Source organism: Kitasatospora sp. NPDC087861, assembly GCF_044742585.1.
Taxonomy (GTDB): domain Bacteria; phylum Actinomycetota; class Actinomycetes; order Streptomycetales; family Streptomycetaceae; genus Kitasatospora.
In genome coordinates, this window is sequence record NZ_JBIUUS010000005.1 from 197988 (window position 1) to 215785 (window position 17798).

Genomic DNA, 17798 nt, shown 5'->3' on the forward strand with positions numbered 1-17798 from the left:
AGCAAGGGCATCAGACGCCGCGAAGCGGCGGGGTGGGGCGGTGACCAGAAGATGGCGGAGACGACAGCTGTCCCAGGAGGCCCCGAACCGGCAGCGGACTCGGGCCCGTGGGACGCCGTACCGCCGCCGCGCATCCCGGCGGAGGAACACCCGCCCGGGCCCGCCGCGCTGTACGAGCCGCCGCCCGCGCCGCCGGTCCCGCCGTCCGCCCCGGTGGGCCCGGCCCCGCTGCCGGCCGCGCCCACCGGATGGACCGTCACCGGCATGCCCGTCGTGAGCGTGCCGCCCTCCGCGGCCACGCCGCTGCCGTTCCCGGCACCGGGTGCGGGTGCGGGTGCCTCCGGTGCGGGCGGGCTCGGGGCGGCGCCGCGCGGACGGATCCTGGTCGTCGAGGGCGGCTACGGCAACTCCGGGCGCCGCACCTGGGGCCGTGGTGGTCCCGCCCAGGCGTCGGTGCTGTCCGCGATGCTCGCGGCCGTCTCGCCGCAGGTGCTGCTCGCAGCGGACGCGGTGGACGCCGTCCACCTGCCCGGCGCCAGTGACCCGCACACCGTCCTCGCCCACCTGCGCGCCGCCTCCCGCCACCCGGGGCCGCTGCTCGTCCATCTGGGCGGGCACATCGTCGCCGACAAGCGCGGCGGCCAGCTTCAGCTCACCCTGCGCGACTCCAAGCAGGACGGTCTGCCCTGGCAGGCCGTCGCCGCCGAGCTGGGCCACCGCCCGGCCGAGTGGCAGACCCTCGTCATCGCCGACCTGAGCGCCGACCAGAACGCGTGGCCGTACCTCCAGGGCGCCGTCTCGCCGCTCAGCGAGGGCATTCCGCTGTGGGCCGTCGTCAGCCCGGACCCGGAGCAGATCGGCACCTTCACCCGCGCCCTGATCGAGGCGCTGCACGGCGGCCGCCCCGGCGCGGGCGACGTGCTCGCGCCCGAGCAACTGCGGCAGCAGGTGTACTCGGTGCTGCGGCCGGACGTCATCATCCTGGCCACGCACGCCCCGGACCGCCCGGTCTTCCGCAACACCGCCCGCCGTGGCGACGGTCTGTCGGACGTCGTGCCGTCGGTGGCCGAGGCCGTGCCTTTCGCCGAGGCCGTGCCGCCGGTCGACGCCGCGCCGTCCGAGCCACCTGCACCGTCCGAGCCACCTGCACCGTCGGTGCCGCCGGCGGCACCGGCGCCGCTGGTGCCGGGCCAGGCGGAGCCGTGGGACGCCGTCGTCGAACCGTCCGTGGCCGCCCCGGTCCCGGCTCCGGCCCTGGCCCCGGTGGCCGAGGCCGGACTGGTGAGCCTGGTCAAGCCCGGTGTGCCGCCGACCCCGCCCCGGCCGGCCCGCCCGGTCAGTCTGCTGAAGGCGCAGCCCGCCGACTCGTCGGGCGTGACCCTGCGCAAGCTCGCGCCGGCGGACGAGGTGCCCGAGGTCGTCGAGGCCGCCGAGGCCGTGGAGTCGGCTGCGGGCGTGTCGCTGGCCAAGCTTCAGCAGCCGGAGCCGGAGCCGGAACCGGAACCGGAACCGACGGAGCAGCCGGAGCCGACGGATGCCGTCCCGGTCACGGCGGAACCGCAGGACGCCGTCCCGGCGCAAGCTCCTCTGGCAGACGAGGCCCCCGCAGACTCGGCGCCGGAGGCAGAGCTGCCGAAGGACGCGGCGCCGGCCGAGGACGAGGCCCCCGTGGACGCGGTGCCGGTCGATGCGGTGCAAGTCGACCCGGCGCCCGCTGACGCTCCGGCGTCCGTTCCGCCGCGCGCCGACTACCGGGAGGTCATCGGCCGAATCGTCCGCAGCGCGGATGCCGGGGACCACGGTGCCGCCACCGACCTCGCCTTCGCCCTCGAACTGGAGGCGATCGCCGAGCACGGCGCGGTCTCCGAACCGGTCCTCCAGGTGCGCCAGGTCCGGGCGCACGTGTGCCGTCTCGCGGGTCGGCCCGCCGAGGCCGCCGACATCTACCGAGAGGTGGCGCTGACGCTGCTCCGCTCGCAGGGCCCGGACCACCCGGAGACGCAGCAGGCGGCCACCAACGCCGAAGCCTGTTGGCGCTCGATCCCCGACCGGGCGGCGGCCCTCCGGATCGCCCCGGAGATCATTGAACTCCGCGCCTTCCTCCCGGGCCGGGACGGCCGCAAGCTCCGCGCCGCCGAGCGCTACCTCGCCCAGCTGGCCGCCGCTCCTGCTCCTGCCCCTGCCCCTGCCCCTGCCCCTGCCGCCCCCGTCCCCTCCCCGGCGGACCGCGCCTGACACCTCGGCCGGACAGCTGGCAGCCGACAGCTGACAGAGAACAGAAAACAGCGAACAGATAACAGATTTCGAAATCTGTTATCTGTTCGCTGTTAGTTGTTACCTGCTACCGGTCACCGACCGGCGATGGCGTGAACGAACTTGGCGCCGTTGATGGTGCCGAGGCCGCTGGAGAGGTCGTAGCCCTCGGTGGCGGTGTAGCCGGTGACGCCGTTCCAGGAGTTGTCGCCCTCCTTCACGTCCTCGATGCCGCTCAAGCCGCTCGGGAGCAGGTTGAGGCCGTACAGGCGCCAGTTGAGCTGGCCGAGGCGGTGGCCGGCGAGCTGGTCGGCGAGGGCGACGACGCCGGAGAACAGCGGGGTGGCCTCGCTGGTGCCGCCGGTGAGGTGCCAGCCGACGGCGGTCGGGTCGTAGGACTCGTAGGTCCAGGCGGCGCCGTCGACGGCCGCGCTCATGCTGATGTCGGGCGTACCGCGGTGGTTGCCGGTGACGTTGGCGACGCCGGCCTGGTACCACGGGCGGTCGAAGATGCCCGAGACGCCACCGCCGCCGGCGCCGGACTTGTCGTGCCACACCTTGTCGGGCGCGGTGCGCGCGCCGTTGTCGTCCAGGGTGAGCTGGGTGCCGCCGATGGAGGTGACCAGCGGGTCGGAGGACGGCCACGAGTTGACCTTGTACGGGTACAGGTCGGTGCCGTTGGTCTGCGCGTCGGTGGCGCCGTTGTCGCCGGAGGCGGCGAGCACGGTGACGTTGCGGTCGGCGGCGGCCTTGAAGGCGTAGCGCAGGTCGGTGAGCGACTTGAAGTCGCCCTTGTCGTAGCCCGGGAAGGTGTTCTCGGTGGCGCCGAAGCTCTGCGAGATGACGTCGCCGCGGCCGGCCTTGATGAGGGCCTGCTCGGCGTCCATCATCTCGGGCAGGCCGGTGGTGCCCTCGGTCTCGGCGACACCGGTCTCGACCAGGACGATGTGGGCGTCCGGGGCGATGGCGTGGGCGTACTCGACGTCCAGGGTGGTCTCGCCGGCCCAGCCGGTGTGGTCGGGGTTCTTGGGGTCGAAGACGGGGACGTTGCCCCACTTGGCCACCTCGACCTGGGTGTCCTGGATGCCCCACTGCTTGTCGAAGACCTCCAGGTCGTGCTGGATGGTCGGCGAGCCGAAGGAGTCGACGATGACGATCGTGCGGCCCTTGCCGGTGACGCCCTCCTGGTACAGCGGGTTCAGGTTGTAGGCGTTGCGGTACTGCAGCGGCGAGTAGCAGTGGATGCCGATCTGGCTGACGCACTGGGTGGTGCTCAGCGGAGCGACGCGCGCCTGGGCGTTGTGGTGCCCGAAGGAGGCCGGGCGGACGTGGACGCCCGCGAGGTCGTGTGCGGGGGCGGCGGTCGCGGCGCCGACCGCCGGTACGGCGATGGTGCCGGCCGTGAGGGCGGTGGCCCCGACGGCGAGCAGAGCCAGGGCGCGGCGAAGGGGGGCGGGGCTGCCCATGGGACTCCTTGGGACGCAGGGCCCGACCTGGTCCGGTCGGGTGGTCCGGCCATCCCATCGATTGTCGCATGATCATGCCATAGTCATTTGGTGGGGTCGTTTGATCAAGGACATGGTCATGCTCGGCCACGCGAAAAGGTAAAGGCCGTCCCAGGTGAAGGTAACCTCGCACCTGGGACGGCTATGTGATGACACGTCAGTACGATCGTCAGAATACCTGATGACCCTGCCGTGGCTACCGGGCCCCGCCGTTGACGTACAAGGTCTGCCCGCTGACGTAGGAGGCGTCCTCGCTGGCAAGGAAGGCGACCACGGAGGCGATCTCCTCCGGCTGCCCCACCCGGCGCAGCGGGGTCCGGGCGGAGACCTCCGCCTGGTGGTCCTCGGCCGTGCTGCCGACCCGCTCGGCGGTGGCCGCGGTCATCGCGGTGGCGATGTACCCGGGGGCGACGGCGTTGACGTTGATGTTGAACGGGCCCAGCTCGATCGCGAGGGTCGCGGTGAGCCCCTGGATGCCGGCCTTGGCGGCCGCGTAGTTCGCCTGGCCCCGGTTGCCGAGGGCGGAGCGCGAGCTGAGCGAGACGATCTTCCCGTACTTCTGCGCCACCATGTACTTCTGTGCGACGTGGCTGCAGTTGTACGCGCTGGTCAGGTTGACCGTCAGCACCGCGTCCCAGTCGGCCTTCGGCATCTTGAAGAACAGGTTGTCCCGGGTGATCCCGGCGTTGTTCACCAGGATGTGCACCCCGCCGAGATCCGCCGCGACCTGCGCGAACACCGCCTCGACGGCGTCGTAGTCGGCCACGTCGCAGCCGTACGCTCGCGCGGTGCCGCCCGTGGCGGTGATCTCCGCGACCGTCCCGGCCGCCCGTTCGGCGGTGAGGTCGAGGACGGCGACCGTGGCGCCCTCCGCGGCGAGTCGGCGGGCGGTGGCCGCACCGATGCCCTGCGCCGCGCCGGTCACGACGGCCACCCGGCCCGCGAACCTGCGCGCGTGGCCCGTCACTTCACCGACCTCGTTCACTTCACCGACCTCGTTCACTTCGCCGGCTCCGCTCGCCGCAGACACTTCAGTCACTTCAGTCACTTCCGGTGCTCCCTCAGAGGACGTTCTCGACGAGGACGGCGGTGCCCTGACCGACGCCCACGCACATGGTGGCGAGGCCGCGCCGGGCGCCGGTGCGGCGCATCCGGTGCAGCAGGGTGGTGAGGATGCGCGCGCCCGAGCCGCCCAGCGGGTGGCCGAGCGCGATCGCTCCGCCGCTCGGGTTGACCAGTTCGTCGGCCTGTTCCGGGTCGAACCCGAGGCCGTCGGCGGAGGCCAGGGCCTGGGCGGCGAAGGCCTCGTTCAGCTCGGCGGTGTCGAGGTCGGCGAGCGACCAGCCGGCCCGGCCGAGCACCTTCTGCGTGGCCGGCACCGGGCCGATTCCCATGATGTCGGGGTGCACCCCGGCGGAGGCGCCGGCCACGTACCGGCCGAGCGGCCGCAGCCCGAGCTCGCGCAGCGCCTCCTCGCTGACCAGGACCAGCCCGGCCGCGCCGTCGTTCATCGGCGAGGCGTTGCCGGCGGTGACGGTGCCGCCGGGGCGGAAGGCGGGCTTGAGGCGGGCGAGCTTCTCCAGGCTGGTGTCCTCGCGGATGCCCTCGTCCTGGCCGACCGTCACGCCGTCGGGCCGCTCGACCGGGATCAGCTCGGCGTCGAAGTGGCCGTCCTTGCGGGCGGCGGCGGCCCGTTGGTGGCTGCGCAGCGCGAAGGCGTCCTGGCGCTCCCGGCCGATGCCGTACCGGCTCGCCACCTCCTCGGCGGTCTCGCCCATGCTGAGCACGCCGTGCAGGTCGGCCATCCGGGGGTTGGTGAGCCGCCAGCCGAGCCGGGTGTCGTAGGTCTCGATCCGGTGCGGCAGGGCCTCGTCGGGGCGGGGGAGGACGAAGGGGGCGCGGGTCATCGACTCGCAGCCGCCGGCCAGGACGACGTCCGCCTCGCCGGAGCCGATGGCCCGGGCGGCGAGGGTGACGGCCTCCAGGCCGGAGGCGCAGAGCCGGTTGACGGTGGCGCCGGGGACGGTCTCCGGCAGGCCGGCCAGCAGGACGGCCATCCGGGCGGCGTTGCGGTTGTCCTCGCCGGCCTGGTTGGCGGCGCCCCAGTAGACGTCGTCGATGCGGGCGGGGTCGAGGGTGGGGACGTCGGCGAGCAGGGCGCGCAGCACGGTGGCCGAGAGGTCGTCCGGGCGGACCGTGGCGAGCGCTCCGCGCAGCCGGCCGATGGGTGTGCGGCGGGCTGCGGCGAAGTAGACGGGACGCACGTCGTCGGGCTCCTTAGCAGACGGAACAGCGGTGTTTTCAGCGGGTGTTGACGTGTTGTCGGAACGTGTGGTCAGAACGCGTCGACGCCGGTCAGGGCGCGGCCGATGAGCAGTTGGTGGATCTGGCTGGTGCCCTCGTAGAGCGTCATGACCCGGGCGTCGCGCAGGTACTTGCCGACCGGGTACTCGTCGATGAAGCCGTAGCCGCCGAACACCTGGAGCGCGTTGTTGGCGGCCCGGACGGCGGCCTCGCTCGCGTACAGCTTGGCCACCGAGGACTCGGTGGCGAACGGCAGGCCGCGTTCGATGTGGTCGGCGACCTTCCAGGTGAGCAGCCGGGCGGCCTCGACGTCGACGGCGATGCCGGCCAGCAGCTCCTGGACGAGCTGGTGCGAGGCGATCGGCTTGCCGAACTGCTCGCGCTCGCCGGCGTAGCGGACGGCGGCCTCCAGGCAGGCGCGGGCGATGCCGACGCACCCGGCCGCGACCGACATCCGGCCCTTGGCCAGCGCGGACATCGCCACCCGGAACCCCTTGCCGACCTCGCCGAGCCGGGCGCTGTCGGGCACCCGGACGTTGTCGAGGGCGAGTTCGGCGGTGGCCTGACCGCGCAGTCCGAGCTTGCCGTGGATCTCGGTGCGGGTGAAGCCGGGCAGCCCGGTGGGCACGAGGAAGGCGGTGATGCCCTTGTGGCCCTGGTGCTCGGGATGGTCGCCGCCGGTGCGGGCGAAGACCAGGGCGACGTCGGCCCAGGTGCCGTTGGTGATGAACGTCTTGGCGCCGCTGATCAGCCAGTCGTCGCCGTCCCGGACGGCGCGGGTGGTGAGGTTGGCCGCGTCGGAGCCGGTGCCGGGCTCGGTGAGGGCGAAGCAGCCGAGCGCCTCGCCCGAGGTGAGCCGGGGGAGCCAGTGCCGCTTCTGCTCCTCGGTGCCGTAGCCGTTGACCGACTTGGCGACCAGGCCGAGCGTGACCGAGACGATGCCGCGGACGGCCGAGTCGCCGCGGCCGAGCTCCTCCAGGACCAGGCAGTACGCGAGGTGGTCGCCGCCGCTGCCGCCGTACTCCTCGGGGATGGTGAGGCCGAGGAAGCCGAGTGCGGCGAGTTTGCCGATGATCGCGCGGTCGACGGACTCGGCGCGGTCCCACTCGGCGGCGTACGGCGCGATCTCGCGGTCGGTGAAGGAGGCGGCGAGGTCCCGGACGGCGCTCTGCTCCGCGGACAGCTCCAGGTTCACGGCGGCTCCCGATCCCTTAAACTAGCGCTGCAAGTTTTATGGAGGGACTGTAGCCCCGGCCGGCCCGCGCTGGGAAGGGGCACCTGTCAGAATCGGTCGCCGCCCCACCCGACCGGAGGAACCGGAGGACGTACCCCGATGGCCCGCCCGCGCACCCCGCTGCTCAGCCGCGAGCGCATCGTCGCCGCCGCTCTGCGACTGATCGACGCCGAGGGCCTGGCGGCCCTCTCCACCCGCCGCCTCGCCACCGAACTGTCGGTCAGCGGGCCCTCGCTCTACAACCACGTCGCCACCAAGGACGAACTGCTGGACGCGGTGGTGGACAGCGTGATCGGCGAAGTCGACCTGTCGATGTTCGGCGCCCCCGGCGGTCGGGCGACGCCCTGGCCGGACGCGCTGCGCGACTGGGCCCGCTCCTACCGCGCCGCGCTCGCCGCCCACCCCAACATCGTGCCGGTGCTCGCCCAGGGCCCGGGCCGCCGGCCGAACGCGCTGCGCCTGGCCGACGCCGTCTTCGGCCACCTGGTCGAGGCCGGCTGGCCGCGCGGCCAGGCCACCCGGATCGGCGCGCTGATGCGCTACTTCGTCACCGGATCGGCGCTGGCCTCCTTCGCGGCCGGCTTCCCCGCGGACGCCGAGGTGTACGACGCGGCCGACTACCCGCACCTCGGCGAGGCGCACCGGCTGGCCGGACACCGCGGGACGGTGGACGAGGGCGCCTTCGAGACGGGCCTGGAGGCACTGCTCGACGGGCTCGTCCTGCGCTTCGAGCGCCTGGCCGAACGCCCGTAGGCCGGGCCGTCGTAGGCCGAACGCCCGCAAGCCGGGCCGTCGTGGGCCGAACGCCCGTAGGCGGGGCCGTTGTAGGCCGAACGTCCGCAAGCCGGGCAGTGGTAGGCCGAACGCCCGTAGGCGGGGCGGGCGTTCGCGGTCCGTCGAGCCTTCGTACGTCCGGGGTGAGCCCGCCGGATGTCCGGACGTGCGCCGGGCAGCCACGGGCCCGCGTTCACCCGGTGGGCCTCACCAGGGTTCGCGCGGCACGAAGGCCGGCCGCAGCGACGGGTCCACCGCGTCGTAGTACCGGTGGTAGACCGGGGTGAGCCCGCCGGAGACCGGGGGCACGATCCAGCTCCAGTCCGCCGGGGTCGGCCGGCCGAGCCGCTTCTCCTGGGCGACGTGCCGGAGGAACCGCGCGGACTCGGTGTGGTGGTCGGCGATCGTCACCCCGGCCTCCTGGAAGGAGTGCAGCACCGCGATGTTGAGTTCGATCAGCGCGCGGTCGCGCCAGAGGGTGCGGTCGCTGGAGGTGTCCAGGTCCAGCCGCTCGGCGACGGTGGCGAGCATGTCGTAGCGGTCGGCGTCGGCGAGGTCGCGGGCGCCGATCTCGGTGCCCATGTACCAGCCGTTGAACGGCGCGGTCGGGTAGCGGACGCCGCCGATCTCCAGCGTCATGTCGCTGATCGCGGGCACCGCGTACCAGCGCAGGCCGAGGTCGGCGAACCAGTCGTACGCGGGGTGGGCGAGCGGCACCTCCAGCGTGGTGTCGTCCGGCAGCTCGTACCAGCGGGGGCGTTCGCCGGGGCGCTCCTGGACGAGCAGGGGCAGTACCTCGAAGCGGTCCTCGGCGCACTTCCAGCCGAGGTCGCGCGCGCGGGTGGTGAGCGCGGCGCCGGCCGGGTCGCCGACGACGCCGCCGTCGACCCGGTGGCCTGCGTAGCGGACCAGTTGCTGGTTGACGATGCGGGCGGCCGGGCGGCCCGGGCGGTCGGGGGCGAACACCGAGACCACCGGGCGGATCCGCCCGCCGTTGCCCGCCAGCCGCAGGTGCTCGAAGCACTCGGCGGCGATGTCGTCGGCCGAGCCGAGGTGCCGCAGGTCGCGCACTACCAGGCTGCGCCAGTACAGCCGGCCGATGCAGCGGGCGGCGTTGCGCCAGGCGAGCTTGGCGCCGTAGGCCAGTTCGGCGGGGGTGTGCTCGTAGGTGCCGGTGCGGTCGATCTCGTCGAGGACGCTCCGTATCCGTATCCGGGCGTCGGCGGGGCCGGCGGTGGGCTGTTCGCCGTGGAACCGCCGGATGAACTCGGCGGCCTGCTCCGGATCGGTGAACGGCGGTGGCGCCGACGGTGGTTCGGCGGGCGCCGGGGCCGGTGCCGTGTTCGCGGCCACCGGAGCCGGGGGCCAGACCGGGGCGTGAACGTGGGTGTGGGCGTACGGGCAGCCGCCGGCAGGGGCGGCGGGTCTGCGGGCGCGAAGCCGGTCGAAGATCAAGGACACATCCCTCCTGGCGAACAGGAGTACCGGAGGTGCCCACACCGCCGCAGGGAGTAAACGATTCGGCCCCCGCACCGGCGCTGATGGCGCTAGGGTGCGGGGGCCGAAAGGTCTGACGGTCGGATCAGCCCATGTCTTCCAGGCGGACGCCCTTGGTCTCCTTCATGAACTTCGCCACGAAGACGATCGACAGGGCCGCGAACGCCGCGTACACCAGGTAGGTCGCGGACAGGTTCCAGCGCGACATCGACGGGAACGAGACGGTGATCGCCCAGTTGGCGATCCACTGCGCGGAGGCGGCGACGGACAGTGCGGCGGCCCGGATGCGGTTAGGGAACATCTCGCCGAGCATCACCCAGACGACCACGCCCCAGGACATCGCGAAGAACAGCACGAAGGCGTTGGCGGCGACCAGCGCGACGGTGCCCTGGAGGTCGGGCAGCGTGACGTTGCCGCCGCTGCCGGTGGCGGAGGAGAACGCCCAGCCGGCCGCGCCGAGCGCGACGGCCATGCCCGCCGAGCCGATCAGGGCGAGCGGCTTGCGGCCGATCCGGTCCACCAGCAGGATCGCGACCACGGTGCCGAGGATGTTGATGACCGAGCCGACGAAGCTGATCAGCAGCGAGTTGCTCTGGTCGATGCCGACCGACTGCCACAGGATCGACGAGTAGTAGAAGATCACGTTGATGCCGACCAGCTGCTGGAAGACCGACAGGCCGATGCCGACCCAGACGATCGGCAGCAGGCCGAAGCGGCCGCCGAGCAGGTCGCGGAAGCGCGGGCGGTGGTCGGAGGCGATCAGCCCCTGGACCTCGGCGATCCGGGCGTCGGTGTCGACGCCCTGACCCTCGACGTCGGCGAGCACGGCGCGGGCGTCGTCCAGGCGACCGGCCTGGATCAGGTAGCGCGGGGACTCGGGGATCACCGAGGCGAGCGTGAAGTAGACCGCGGCCGGGACGACGCAGATGCCGAGCATCCACTGCCAGGCCTCCAGGCCGAGCAGCTGGCCGCGGGTGTCGCCGCCGGCCGTGTTCGCCAGCAGCCAGTTGACCAGCTGGGATATCGCGATGCCGAGCACGATCGCGGCCTGCTGGAAGGAGGCCAGCCTCCCCCGGTACTTGGTGGGCGCGACCTCGGCGATGTAGGTCGGGGCGATCACCGAGGCGATGCCGATGGCCGCGCCGCCGAGGACGCGCCAGAAGGCGAGGTCCCAGGCGGAGAAGGGGAGCATCGAGCCGACCGCGCTGACGGCGAACAGCAGCGCGCCCGCCTTCATGACCTTGATGCGGCCGTAGCGGTCGGCGAACCGGCCCGCCAGCGCGGCGCCGACCGCCGAACCCAGCAGGGCGGAGGAGACGATCAGACCGGTCACGCCGTCGCCGACGCCGAACTTGTCCTGGATCCCGGAGACGGCGCCGTTGATCACGGAGCTGTCGTAGCCGAACAGGAACCCGCCGAGGGCTGCGGCGGCGGTGATGAAGACGACGAAGCCGAGGCGGTCGGGCGCGGGGGCCTCGACCGCCTCGACCGCCTCGGAGGGCTTCTGGGGGGCGCTCATGATCTTGACTCCTGGTACTCAACGCTGAGCTCGGTGCCGAGATCGTAACCCCTATTCGTTTAAGGCTTGTACGTAGGAACCTCAATTCTTGCTCTGAGCATTAGTAAGGTGAACAAGCAAATGGGGCGGCATTTGCGCCGGCCGCCGCAGGGCTCACGCCGGGGCGGACAGCGACAGCCCGAACCGGCCCTCCTCGTCCGTCCACCAGTGGCTCAGCCGCAGTCCGGCCGCCGCCAGCTCCCCGGCCACTCGCTCCCGGCGGAACTTGGCCGACACCTCGGTGCGCAGCTCCTCGCCCCGGTCGAAGTGCACCGGCAGGTTCAGGGCCGGGATCTTCACGGTCTGCGCGCGCAGCGAGCGCAGCCGCATCTCGATCCACTCCCGTTCCGGGTCCCACCGCGCGACGTGCGCGAACGCGGTCGGGTCGAAGTCGGCGCCCAGCTCGCGGTTGAGCACGTTGAGCACGTTGAGGTTGAACTCGGCGGTCACCCCGGCCGCGTCGTCGTAGGCGGCGACCAGCACCGCCGGGTCCTTGACCAGGTCGGTGCCGAGCAGGAGGAAGTCGCCCGGGTCGAGGGCGGCGCGCAGCCCGCGCAGGAAGGCGGCCCGCTCGTCGGGCAGCAGGTTGCCGAGGGTGCCGCCGAGGAAGGCGACCAGCCGGGGGCCGCCGTCCGGGGGCAGGCCGAGCCGTGCGGTGAAGTCGGCCAGCACGCCGTGCACGGCGAGCCCGGGGTACTCGGCGGCGAGCGCGGCGCCGGCGGCGGTCAGCGCGCTCTCGCTGACGTCCACCGGGACGTACGTCTCCAGGGTGCCGAGTGCGCGCAGCGCGTCCAGCAGCAGCCGGGTCTTCTCGGAGGAGCCGGAGCCCAGTTCGACCAGGGTGCGGGCCCCGGTGGCGGCGGCGATCTCGCCGGCCCGGGCGGTCAGGATGGCCCGCTCGGCGCGGGTCGGGTAGTACTCCGGCAGCCGGGTGATCTCCTCGAACAGCTCGCTGCCCCGCGCGTCGTAGAACCACTTCGGCGGCAGCCACTTGGGTTCGGAGGTCAGGCCGCGCTGCACGTCGTGGCGCAACGCGGTGCTGAAGTGGTCGGAGGGCAGCAGTCGGGTGAGATCGAAAGTGTCCATGACAGGGTGGTCCTCTGTTCAGAAGATGAATGGACGGTGGAGGATCAGTGGTGGCCGAGGAGTTGACGGACGGTGACGTCGGATCCCTCGACCATCACCAGCGAGCCGTCCGGGACGGCCGTCCAGCCGGGGGCGTCGTCGTACGGCTCGGAGGCCACCACCGTGCCGAGCCCGGGCAGGGTGCGGTGGTGCAGGGTGTCGCCCCAGGCCGTCGCGGCGATCGCGTGGCCGTCGGTGAGCAGCAGGTTGAGTCGGCCGGTGGTGTGCGCGGTGACGTCCGCGACGGTGTCCGCCAGCGCCTCGCCGAGCCCGGCCCCCGCCCGCAGTCGGTGCAGGACGAGCGCCCACAGCAGCGCCGAGTCGGAGCGGGCCTCCAGGTCCAGCAGTTCGGCCGGCGGAAGCAGGGCGGCCAGGGCGTTCAGCTTGCCCGGCCAGCCCGCCACCGCGCCGTTGTGGCTGAACAGCCAGCGCCCGGCGGCGAACGGCGCGGCCGCAGCCTCGCCCGCCGCGCAGCCGTCGGTGGCGGAGCGGACCGCCGCCAGCAGCGCCCGGGTGCGGATCACCCGGGCGAGGTCGGCGAACGCGGCGTCCGCCCAGATCGGCCCGGACCGGCGGTAGCGGGCGGGCACCTCGTCGCCGTCCGCGTACCAGCCGAGGCCGAAGCCGTCCGCGTTGACCGTGCCGTACTGCTGCGCCCGGGGCGCCCAGGACTGCCGGTACAGCCCGTGCGGCGGGTGCACCAGCAGCTCCTGCGGCGCCACCGGCTCACCCAGGTAGGCGAGGTGACGGCACATCAGGCTGACTCCAGATCGCGGGCGGTGCGGAACCCGGAGAAGATCTGCCGCCGGACCGGGTAGTCCCAGTTGCGGAAGGTGCCCCGGCAGGCGACCGGCGCCACCGCGAAGCAGCCGCCGCGCAGCACCTTGTACTCGGGCCCGAAGAAGACCTCCGAGTACTCCCGGTACGGCCACGCCCGGAACCCGGGGTAGGGGTGGAGGTCGCTGGCCGTCCACTCCCACACGTCACCGATCAACTGCCGTGCACCGTAGGGGGACTCGCCCTCCGGGTAGCTGCCGGCCGGGGCCGGGCGCAGGTGCCGCTGGCCGAGGTTGGCGTGTTCCGGGCCGGGGGCCTGGTCCCCCCACGGGTAGCGGCGGGAGCGGCCGGTGGCGGGGTCGTGCCGGGCGGCCTTCTCCCACTCCGCCTCGGTCGGCAGCCGCCGCCCCGCCCACCGGGCGTAGGCGTCCGCCTCGTACCAACTGACGTGCAGCACCGGCTCGTCCGCCGGGACCGGCTCCACGGTGCCGAACCGGCGGCGCAGCCACTGGCCGTCCTCCTGGCGCCAGAACAGCGGGGCGGTCAGGTCGGCGCGCCGGCGGTGCTCCCAGCCCTCCGCCGTCCACCAGCGCGGTTCGTCGTAGCCGCCGTCCGCGATGAACCGCTGGTACGCGGCGTTGGTGACCGGCGTGGTGTCCAGCAGGAAGGCCGGCAGGTCGACCACGTGCGCCGGGCGCTCGTTGTCCAGCGCCCACGGCTCCGTGTCTGTGCCCATGGTGAACGGCCCTGCGGGGACGAGCACTTCGGCGGGCAGGGCGGCCGCGTCCGCCGGGGCGGGCGGCGGCGGGGGAGCGGCCAGCGCAGGCTCCCCCTTCCGCAGCTGGTGGGTGATCAGCATCGTCTCGTCGTGCTGCTGTTCGTGCTGGGCGATCATCCCGAAGGCGAACCCGGCGTCCAGCAGCGGTGCGCCCTCCAGCGGACTGGCCGCCAGCAGGTCCAGTACCCGGCCGCGTACCTCGTGCGCGTACGCCCGGGCCTCGGCGGGCGGCAGCAGCGGCAGGCTCGGCCGCTCGGCCCGGGGGTGCTGGAAGGCGTCGTACAGCGGGTCGATCTCCGGGTGCATCGGGTCGCGGCCGCCGACGTTGCGCAGCAGCCAGAGTTCCTCCTGGTTACCGATGTGCGCCAAGTCCCAGACCAGCGGGGACATCAGCGGCGAGTGCTGGGCGGTGAGGTCGCCGTCCTCGACGCAGTCGGTCAGCGCGGCGGTCCGGGCGCGGGCGGCCAGCAGCTCGGCCGCGATGGTCTCGCGCAGCGACTCGGTGCCCGCCGCCGGGGCGGCAGGGGGTCGGACGTCGGTCATGGTGCGGCCTCCTCCGGAGGAGTGCGTCGGGTGCCGGAGCGCAGGGCGTCCAGCTGGTCGTCGGCCGGGCAGCGGCCGCGCGCGGGGTAGCGCTCGGCGAACTCGGCGACGGCGGCGCGCAGCCGCCCGGCGCCGGGCAGGCGGCCCAGCGCGGCGTCGGCGGTGGCGAAGCAGGTCAGGGCGGCGCGGCGCAGCTCGGGATCGGCGACGGCCAGCGTGGCGGCCCGGCGCCAGACGTCGCTGCGCGGCGGGCGCGGACCGCCCGGGCACGCCAGCGGCTCCAGCGCGGCGAGCGCGGCGTCGGCGGCCACCGGGTCGTCCAGCAGCGCGGTGACCAGTGCGGTGGGCACCACCCAGCCGTCCCCGGGCTGGGCGTCGATCATCCGCAGCTCCAGGTGGCCGCGCGGGCGCACCGGCGGGAACAGGGTGGTGCGGTGGTAGTCCAAGTCGGCCAGCGTGGGCGGGCGTTCGCCGGCGCCCCGGATCCAGTCGCGGAAGGTCAGCCCGGGCGGGGCCGTCCACGGCAGGCCCTCCGGGCGGCGTACGCACAGCACTTGGGCGTCCAGCACGTACTGTGCCCAGGCCTCGCTCGGGTCGCCGTGGTCGGGCTCCGGGGCGAGGGTGCGGGTCGGGTCCATCTGGGACCAGACGGTCTGCCGGGTGGACCGGTGACCGGTCGGTCTCCCGTCCAGCAGCGGGGAGTTGGCGAAGGCGGCGACCAGCACCGGGCCGAGCAGGTGGGTCAGCCGCCAGCGGCGCTCCACCGCGTGCGGGCCGCCGGCGTCGCCGGCGTCCAGGCACACCTGCACCGACGCCGTGCCGGTCATCATGATCCGGCCCCAGGGGCCCGCGGAGTCGAAGAAGCGCTCCATCGCCCGGTAGCGGGGGTGGTCCAGGACCATCCGGCGGGGGCGGGCCAGCGGGTCCGTCCCGGTGCCGGTGAGTCGCAGGCCCTGCGCCGCGAAGGCGGCCCGCAGGGCGGTCAGATCGCGTCGGGTGTCCTCGACGCAGGCCAGGAGGCCGGTGGCGGGCGGGGAGCTGAGCTCTACCTGACCGCCGGGTTCGAGCGTGAGACGCGAACCGGAGGGGAGCGAGTCGCCGTCCGGGCCGCCGAGTGGCAGCGACGCCAGTGCGCGGTCGACCAGTTCGGGCCGGACGGGCTTGTCGGGACATCGGTCGTCGTGGACGAACCACTCGACCTCGACGCCCACCAGGCGGGGCGGTCCGATCTTGAAGCAGACGCCCGACACGTGGCTGCGCGCCCCCGACTCGGTCAACGGGGTCACCCCGGTCGGGGGCGATGGGGGGCTCTGCCGGTCGGGCGGAGTGGTACGGGATGTCGGTATCACCGGACTTACCATCCTCGGGGTCACGATTGCGGCCCGAACTACCTTGCCCAGTCTGCTACGGAGCATGCGGGAGCGCTTCGCAAATATCGTGTGAACGTTCGTTTCCGCAGGTCAGGGGTGGTGCGATCGGGTGAATCGGGGGATCCGGGGTGGTTGCGGGAGCAGCTTCCGGGCGGTGGGAGGGATGGCTTCGGGGTGGTTGCGGGGCGGTCCGGCGGCGCCTGGAGGCGGCTTGGCGGTGGCTTGGCCGTGGCTTGGCGGTGGGATCAGAGGCGGTTCAGACGTTCCAGGACGGTCTCCAGCACCGGGCCCGGCAGGGCGTAGTTCAGCCGCAGCGAACCCCGGCCGCCGGGGCCGAACTCGGCGCCGTCCGAGGCCTCCAGGCCGCAGCGCTCCAGCAGCGCCCGGCGGGCCCCGGCCGGCGGCAGGCCCAGGGCGGCGGCGTCCAGCCAGAGCAGGTAGGAGGCCTGCGGCGCGGAGCGGACGGCGGGTCCCAACCGGTCGGTGAGCCGGGTCCGGGCGGCGGCGAGGTGGGTGAGCAGCGCGTTCAGCCACGGGCCGCCCTCCTCCAGCGCCGCCCGCTGGACGGTCTGCTCCAGCAGGCCGCCCTCCCAGAGGCCGAATCCGGCCAGCACCTCGGTGAACCGGGCCCGCAGGTCCGGGTCCGGGACGAGCGCGAAACTGCTCGGTACGCCGGAGGAGTTGAAGGTCTTGCCCACCGAGTTCAGGGTGACCACCCGGGGCCGGAGCGCCGGGTCCACGGTGGTCACGGCGACCGGGTGGACGTACCCGGGGTGGGTGAGATCGCCGTGCACCTCGTCCGAGACCAGCAGCGCGCCCGCCTCCGCCGCCCGTTCGGCGAGGGCCCGCAGTTCGGCGGCCGGCCAGACCCGGGCGGAGGGGTTGTGCGGACTGCTCAGCAGCACGGCTCCGGCTGGGCCGGCGAGCGGGCCGTCCGGGAGCCGGTAGCCGTCCGGGCCGGCGGCCAGCGGCAGTTCCCGGTACGGGAGGCCGGCCGCCCGGCACAGCTGGGCGAAGCCGCCCCACTCCGGGGTCGGGAACAGCACCGGCGCCTGCGGTCGTACGGTCTCCAGCAGCAGGCGCACGGCGGTGCGGGGACCGCACGGCAGCAGCAGGACCCAGTCCGGGTCCACCTCGACGTCGTGCCGCGTGCGGTACCAGCGCGCCACCAGCGCCCGCCCGGCCGGGTCGCACACCGTGTACCCGTACGCACGGTGCCGGACCCGGCGCTCCAGCGCCTCGGCCACGGCCGGCGGCCCGGGCAGGTCCATGTCCGCCAGGCCCATCGGGATCACCCCGGGCGCCCCCGCGCGGGCCCACTTGCTGCTGCCCGTCCCGGCCCGGTCGAAGGGGGCCGCGAAGCCGAACGCGTCGGGTGCGGTGGTGGGCATGACGGTCCTCCGGCGGCTCGGGGGTGCGCCGCCACGCTAACCGCCACCGGCCCCGTGGTCACCAGGGCGGAGCTGGCGGCGAACAGATAACAGCGAACAGATGACAGATGTCGAAATCTGTTATCTGTTCGCTGTTATCTGTTACTTGTCCCCTGTGATCTGTCGGCCACCCAGATGCGCCGCCAGCCCCCTTCGCCCCCGGCGCATCATCACGGCGTGGTTGGCCCGGAACAGTGGGTGCAGGGGCAGGGCGAGGCGGCGCAGCAGGGGCTTTCCGGGTCGGGTGTCCTCCTCGAAGAGCACCCGGCTGCCCGCGCCGTCCGGGGTGACGGTGAACCGCGACCACCCGTTGAGGTCGCCCCGCATGGCGGCCTCCAGTACGCCGGCGGCCGGGTCGTGCCGTCGCGCCTCCAGCCCGATCACCAGCCGGTACGGCAGCAGCGCGCGCACCACCAGTTCCCCGGAGTCCTCGCCGGTCTGCCGCACGTCGAGGATCTCGGGCCACCACAGTGGGTAGCTCTGCACGTCTTCCAGTGTCGTGTACACAGCGGGCGCCGGCGCCGAGAGCCGCCACACGCCCCGGAAGCGGTAGTGGTTGGGGTCCACGCGCCCCACCCTAGTCCGGTCCCGGCCCGGTCCGGCCGGGGCGGCGGCGGCTTTCGACGGGCGCCGTTCAACTCAACACCTCG

Annotated in this window: 14 protein-coding genes; 2 read left to right on the forward strand and 12 right to left on the reverse strand. The window is 73.6% G+C overall.

What is annotated here, in order from left to right:
• The first annotated feature begins 51 nt into the window (after positions 1-51).
• The gene (locus ACIOJE_RS10335; RefSeq protein WP_400774923.1) at positions 52-2235 is read left to right on the forward strand and encodes a hypothetical protein; all 2184 of its coding nucleotides are present in this window, start codon (positions 52-54) and stop codon (positions 2233-2235) included.
• A 113-nt stretch (positions 2236-2348) separates the two neighbouring features.
• Here ACIOJE_RS10335 and ACIOJE_RS10340 read toward each other — a convergent pair whose 3' ends face one another.
• The 4 genes from ACIOJE_RS10340 to ACIOJE_RS10355 all read right to left on the reverse strand — a co-directional run bounded on the left by ACIOJE_RS10340 (position 2349) and on the right by ACIOJE_RS10355 (position 7257).
• Entirely contained in the window at positions 2349-3719 is a 1371-nt protein-coding gene (locus ACIOJE_RS10340; protein ID WP_400774925.1) for a S8 family serine peptidase, read from the reverse strand.
• A 235-nt stretch (positions 3720-3954) separates the two neighbouring features.
• Positions 3955-4725: a 3-oxoacyl-ACP reductase FabG gene (gene fabG / locus ACIOJE_RS10345; protein ID WP_280679749.1), complete on the reverse strand. Its 771-nt coding sequence runs from the start codon at positions 4723-4725 to the stop codon at positions 3955-3957.
• 94 nt (positions 4726-4819) lie between these two features.
• Positions 4820-6022 carry a thiolase family protein gene (locus ACIOJE_RS10350; protein WP_280679528.1) on the reverse strand — a complete coding sequence of 401 codons (1203 nt, stop codon included), beginning with the start codon at positions 6020-6022 and terminating at the stop codon, positions 4820-4822.
• A 71-nt stretch (positions 6023-6093) separates the two neighbouring features.
• On the reverse strand, positions 6094-7257 hold the full coding sequence (locus ACIOJE_RS10355; protein ID WP_400774929.1) for an acyl-CoA dehydrogenase family protein: 1164 nt from the start codon (positions 7255-7257) through the stop codon (positions 6094-6096).
• Positions 7258-7395: 138 nt separating this feature from the next.
• Here ACIOJE_RS10355 and ACIOJE_RS10360 point away from each other — a divergent pair, with 138 nt between their 5' ends.
• A complete protein-coding gene (locus ACIOJE_RS10360) occupies positions 7396-8049 on the forward strand; it encodes a TetR/AcrR family transcriptional regulator (RefSeq protein WP_400774932.1) in 654 nt (217 codons plus the stop codon).
• A gap of 228 nt (positions 8050-8277) precedes the next feature.
• Here ACIOJE_RS10360 and ACIOJE_RS10365 read toward each other — a convergent pair whose 3' ends face one another.
• The 8 genes from ACIOJE_RS10365 to ACIOJE_RS10400 form a co-directional block, all read right to left on the reverse strand.
• Positions 8278-9423, reverse strand: coding sequence for a nitric oxide synthase oxygenase (locus ACIOJE_RS10365; protein WP_400775129.1), 1146 nt, complete (start codon positions 9421-9423; stop codon positions 8278-8280).
• 229 nt (positions 9424-9652) lie between these two features.
• Positions 9653-11086: a sugar porter family MFS transporter gene (locus ACIOJE_RS10370; protein WP_400774934.1), complete on the reverse strand. Its 1434-nt coding sequence runs from the start codon at positions 11084-11086 to the stop codon at positions 9653-9655.
• 153 nt (positions 11087-11239) lie between these two features.
• A complete protein-coding gene (gene egtD / locus ACIOJE_RS10375; protein ID WP_280679538.1) occupies positions 11240-12211 on the reverse strand; it encodes an L-histidine N(alpha)-methyltransferase in 972 nt (323 codons plus the stop codon).
• Between the two features lie 44 nt (positions 12212-12255).
• Positions 12256-13005, reverse strand: coding sequence for an ergothioneine biosynthesis protein EgtC (gene egtC / locus ACIOJE_RS10380; RefSeq protein WP_280679540.1), 750 nt, complete (start codon positions 13003-13005; stop codon positions 12256-12258).
• Positions 13005-14348 (reverse strand): ergothioneine biosynthesis protein EgtB, encoded by a 1344-nt coding sequence (egtB, locus tag ACIOJE_RS10385; RefSeq protein ID WP_400774937.1) that lies wholly within the window; start codon positions 14346-14348, stop codon positions 13005-13007. Before egtB ends, egtC begins: the two co-directional genes overlap by 1 nt.
• Complete coding sequence (gene egtA, locus ACIOJE_RS10390) at positions 14345-15634, reverse strand: ergothioneine biosynthesis glutamate--cysteine ligase EgtA (RefSeq protein WP_400774939.1); 1290 nt, start codon at positions 15632-15634, stop codon at positions 14345-14347. The genes egtB and egtA overlap by 4 nt, the downstream gene beginning before the upstream one ends.
• A 329-nt stretch (positions 15635-15963) precedes the next feature.
• Entirely contained in the window at positions 15964-17109 is a 1146-nt protein-coding gene (locus ACIOJE_RS10395) for an aminotransferase class I/II-fold pyridoxal phosphate-dependent enzyme (RefSeq protein WP_280679546.1), read from the reverse strand.
• 141 nt (positions 17110-17250) lie between these two features.
• A complete protein-coding gene (locus ACIOJE_RS10400) occupies positions 17251-17715 on the reverse strand; it encodes an SRPBCC family protein (protein WP_280679548.1) in 465 nt (154 codons plus the stop codon).
• Positions 17716-17798: the final 83 nt, after the last annotated feature.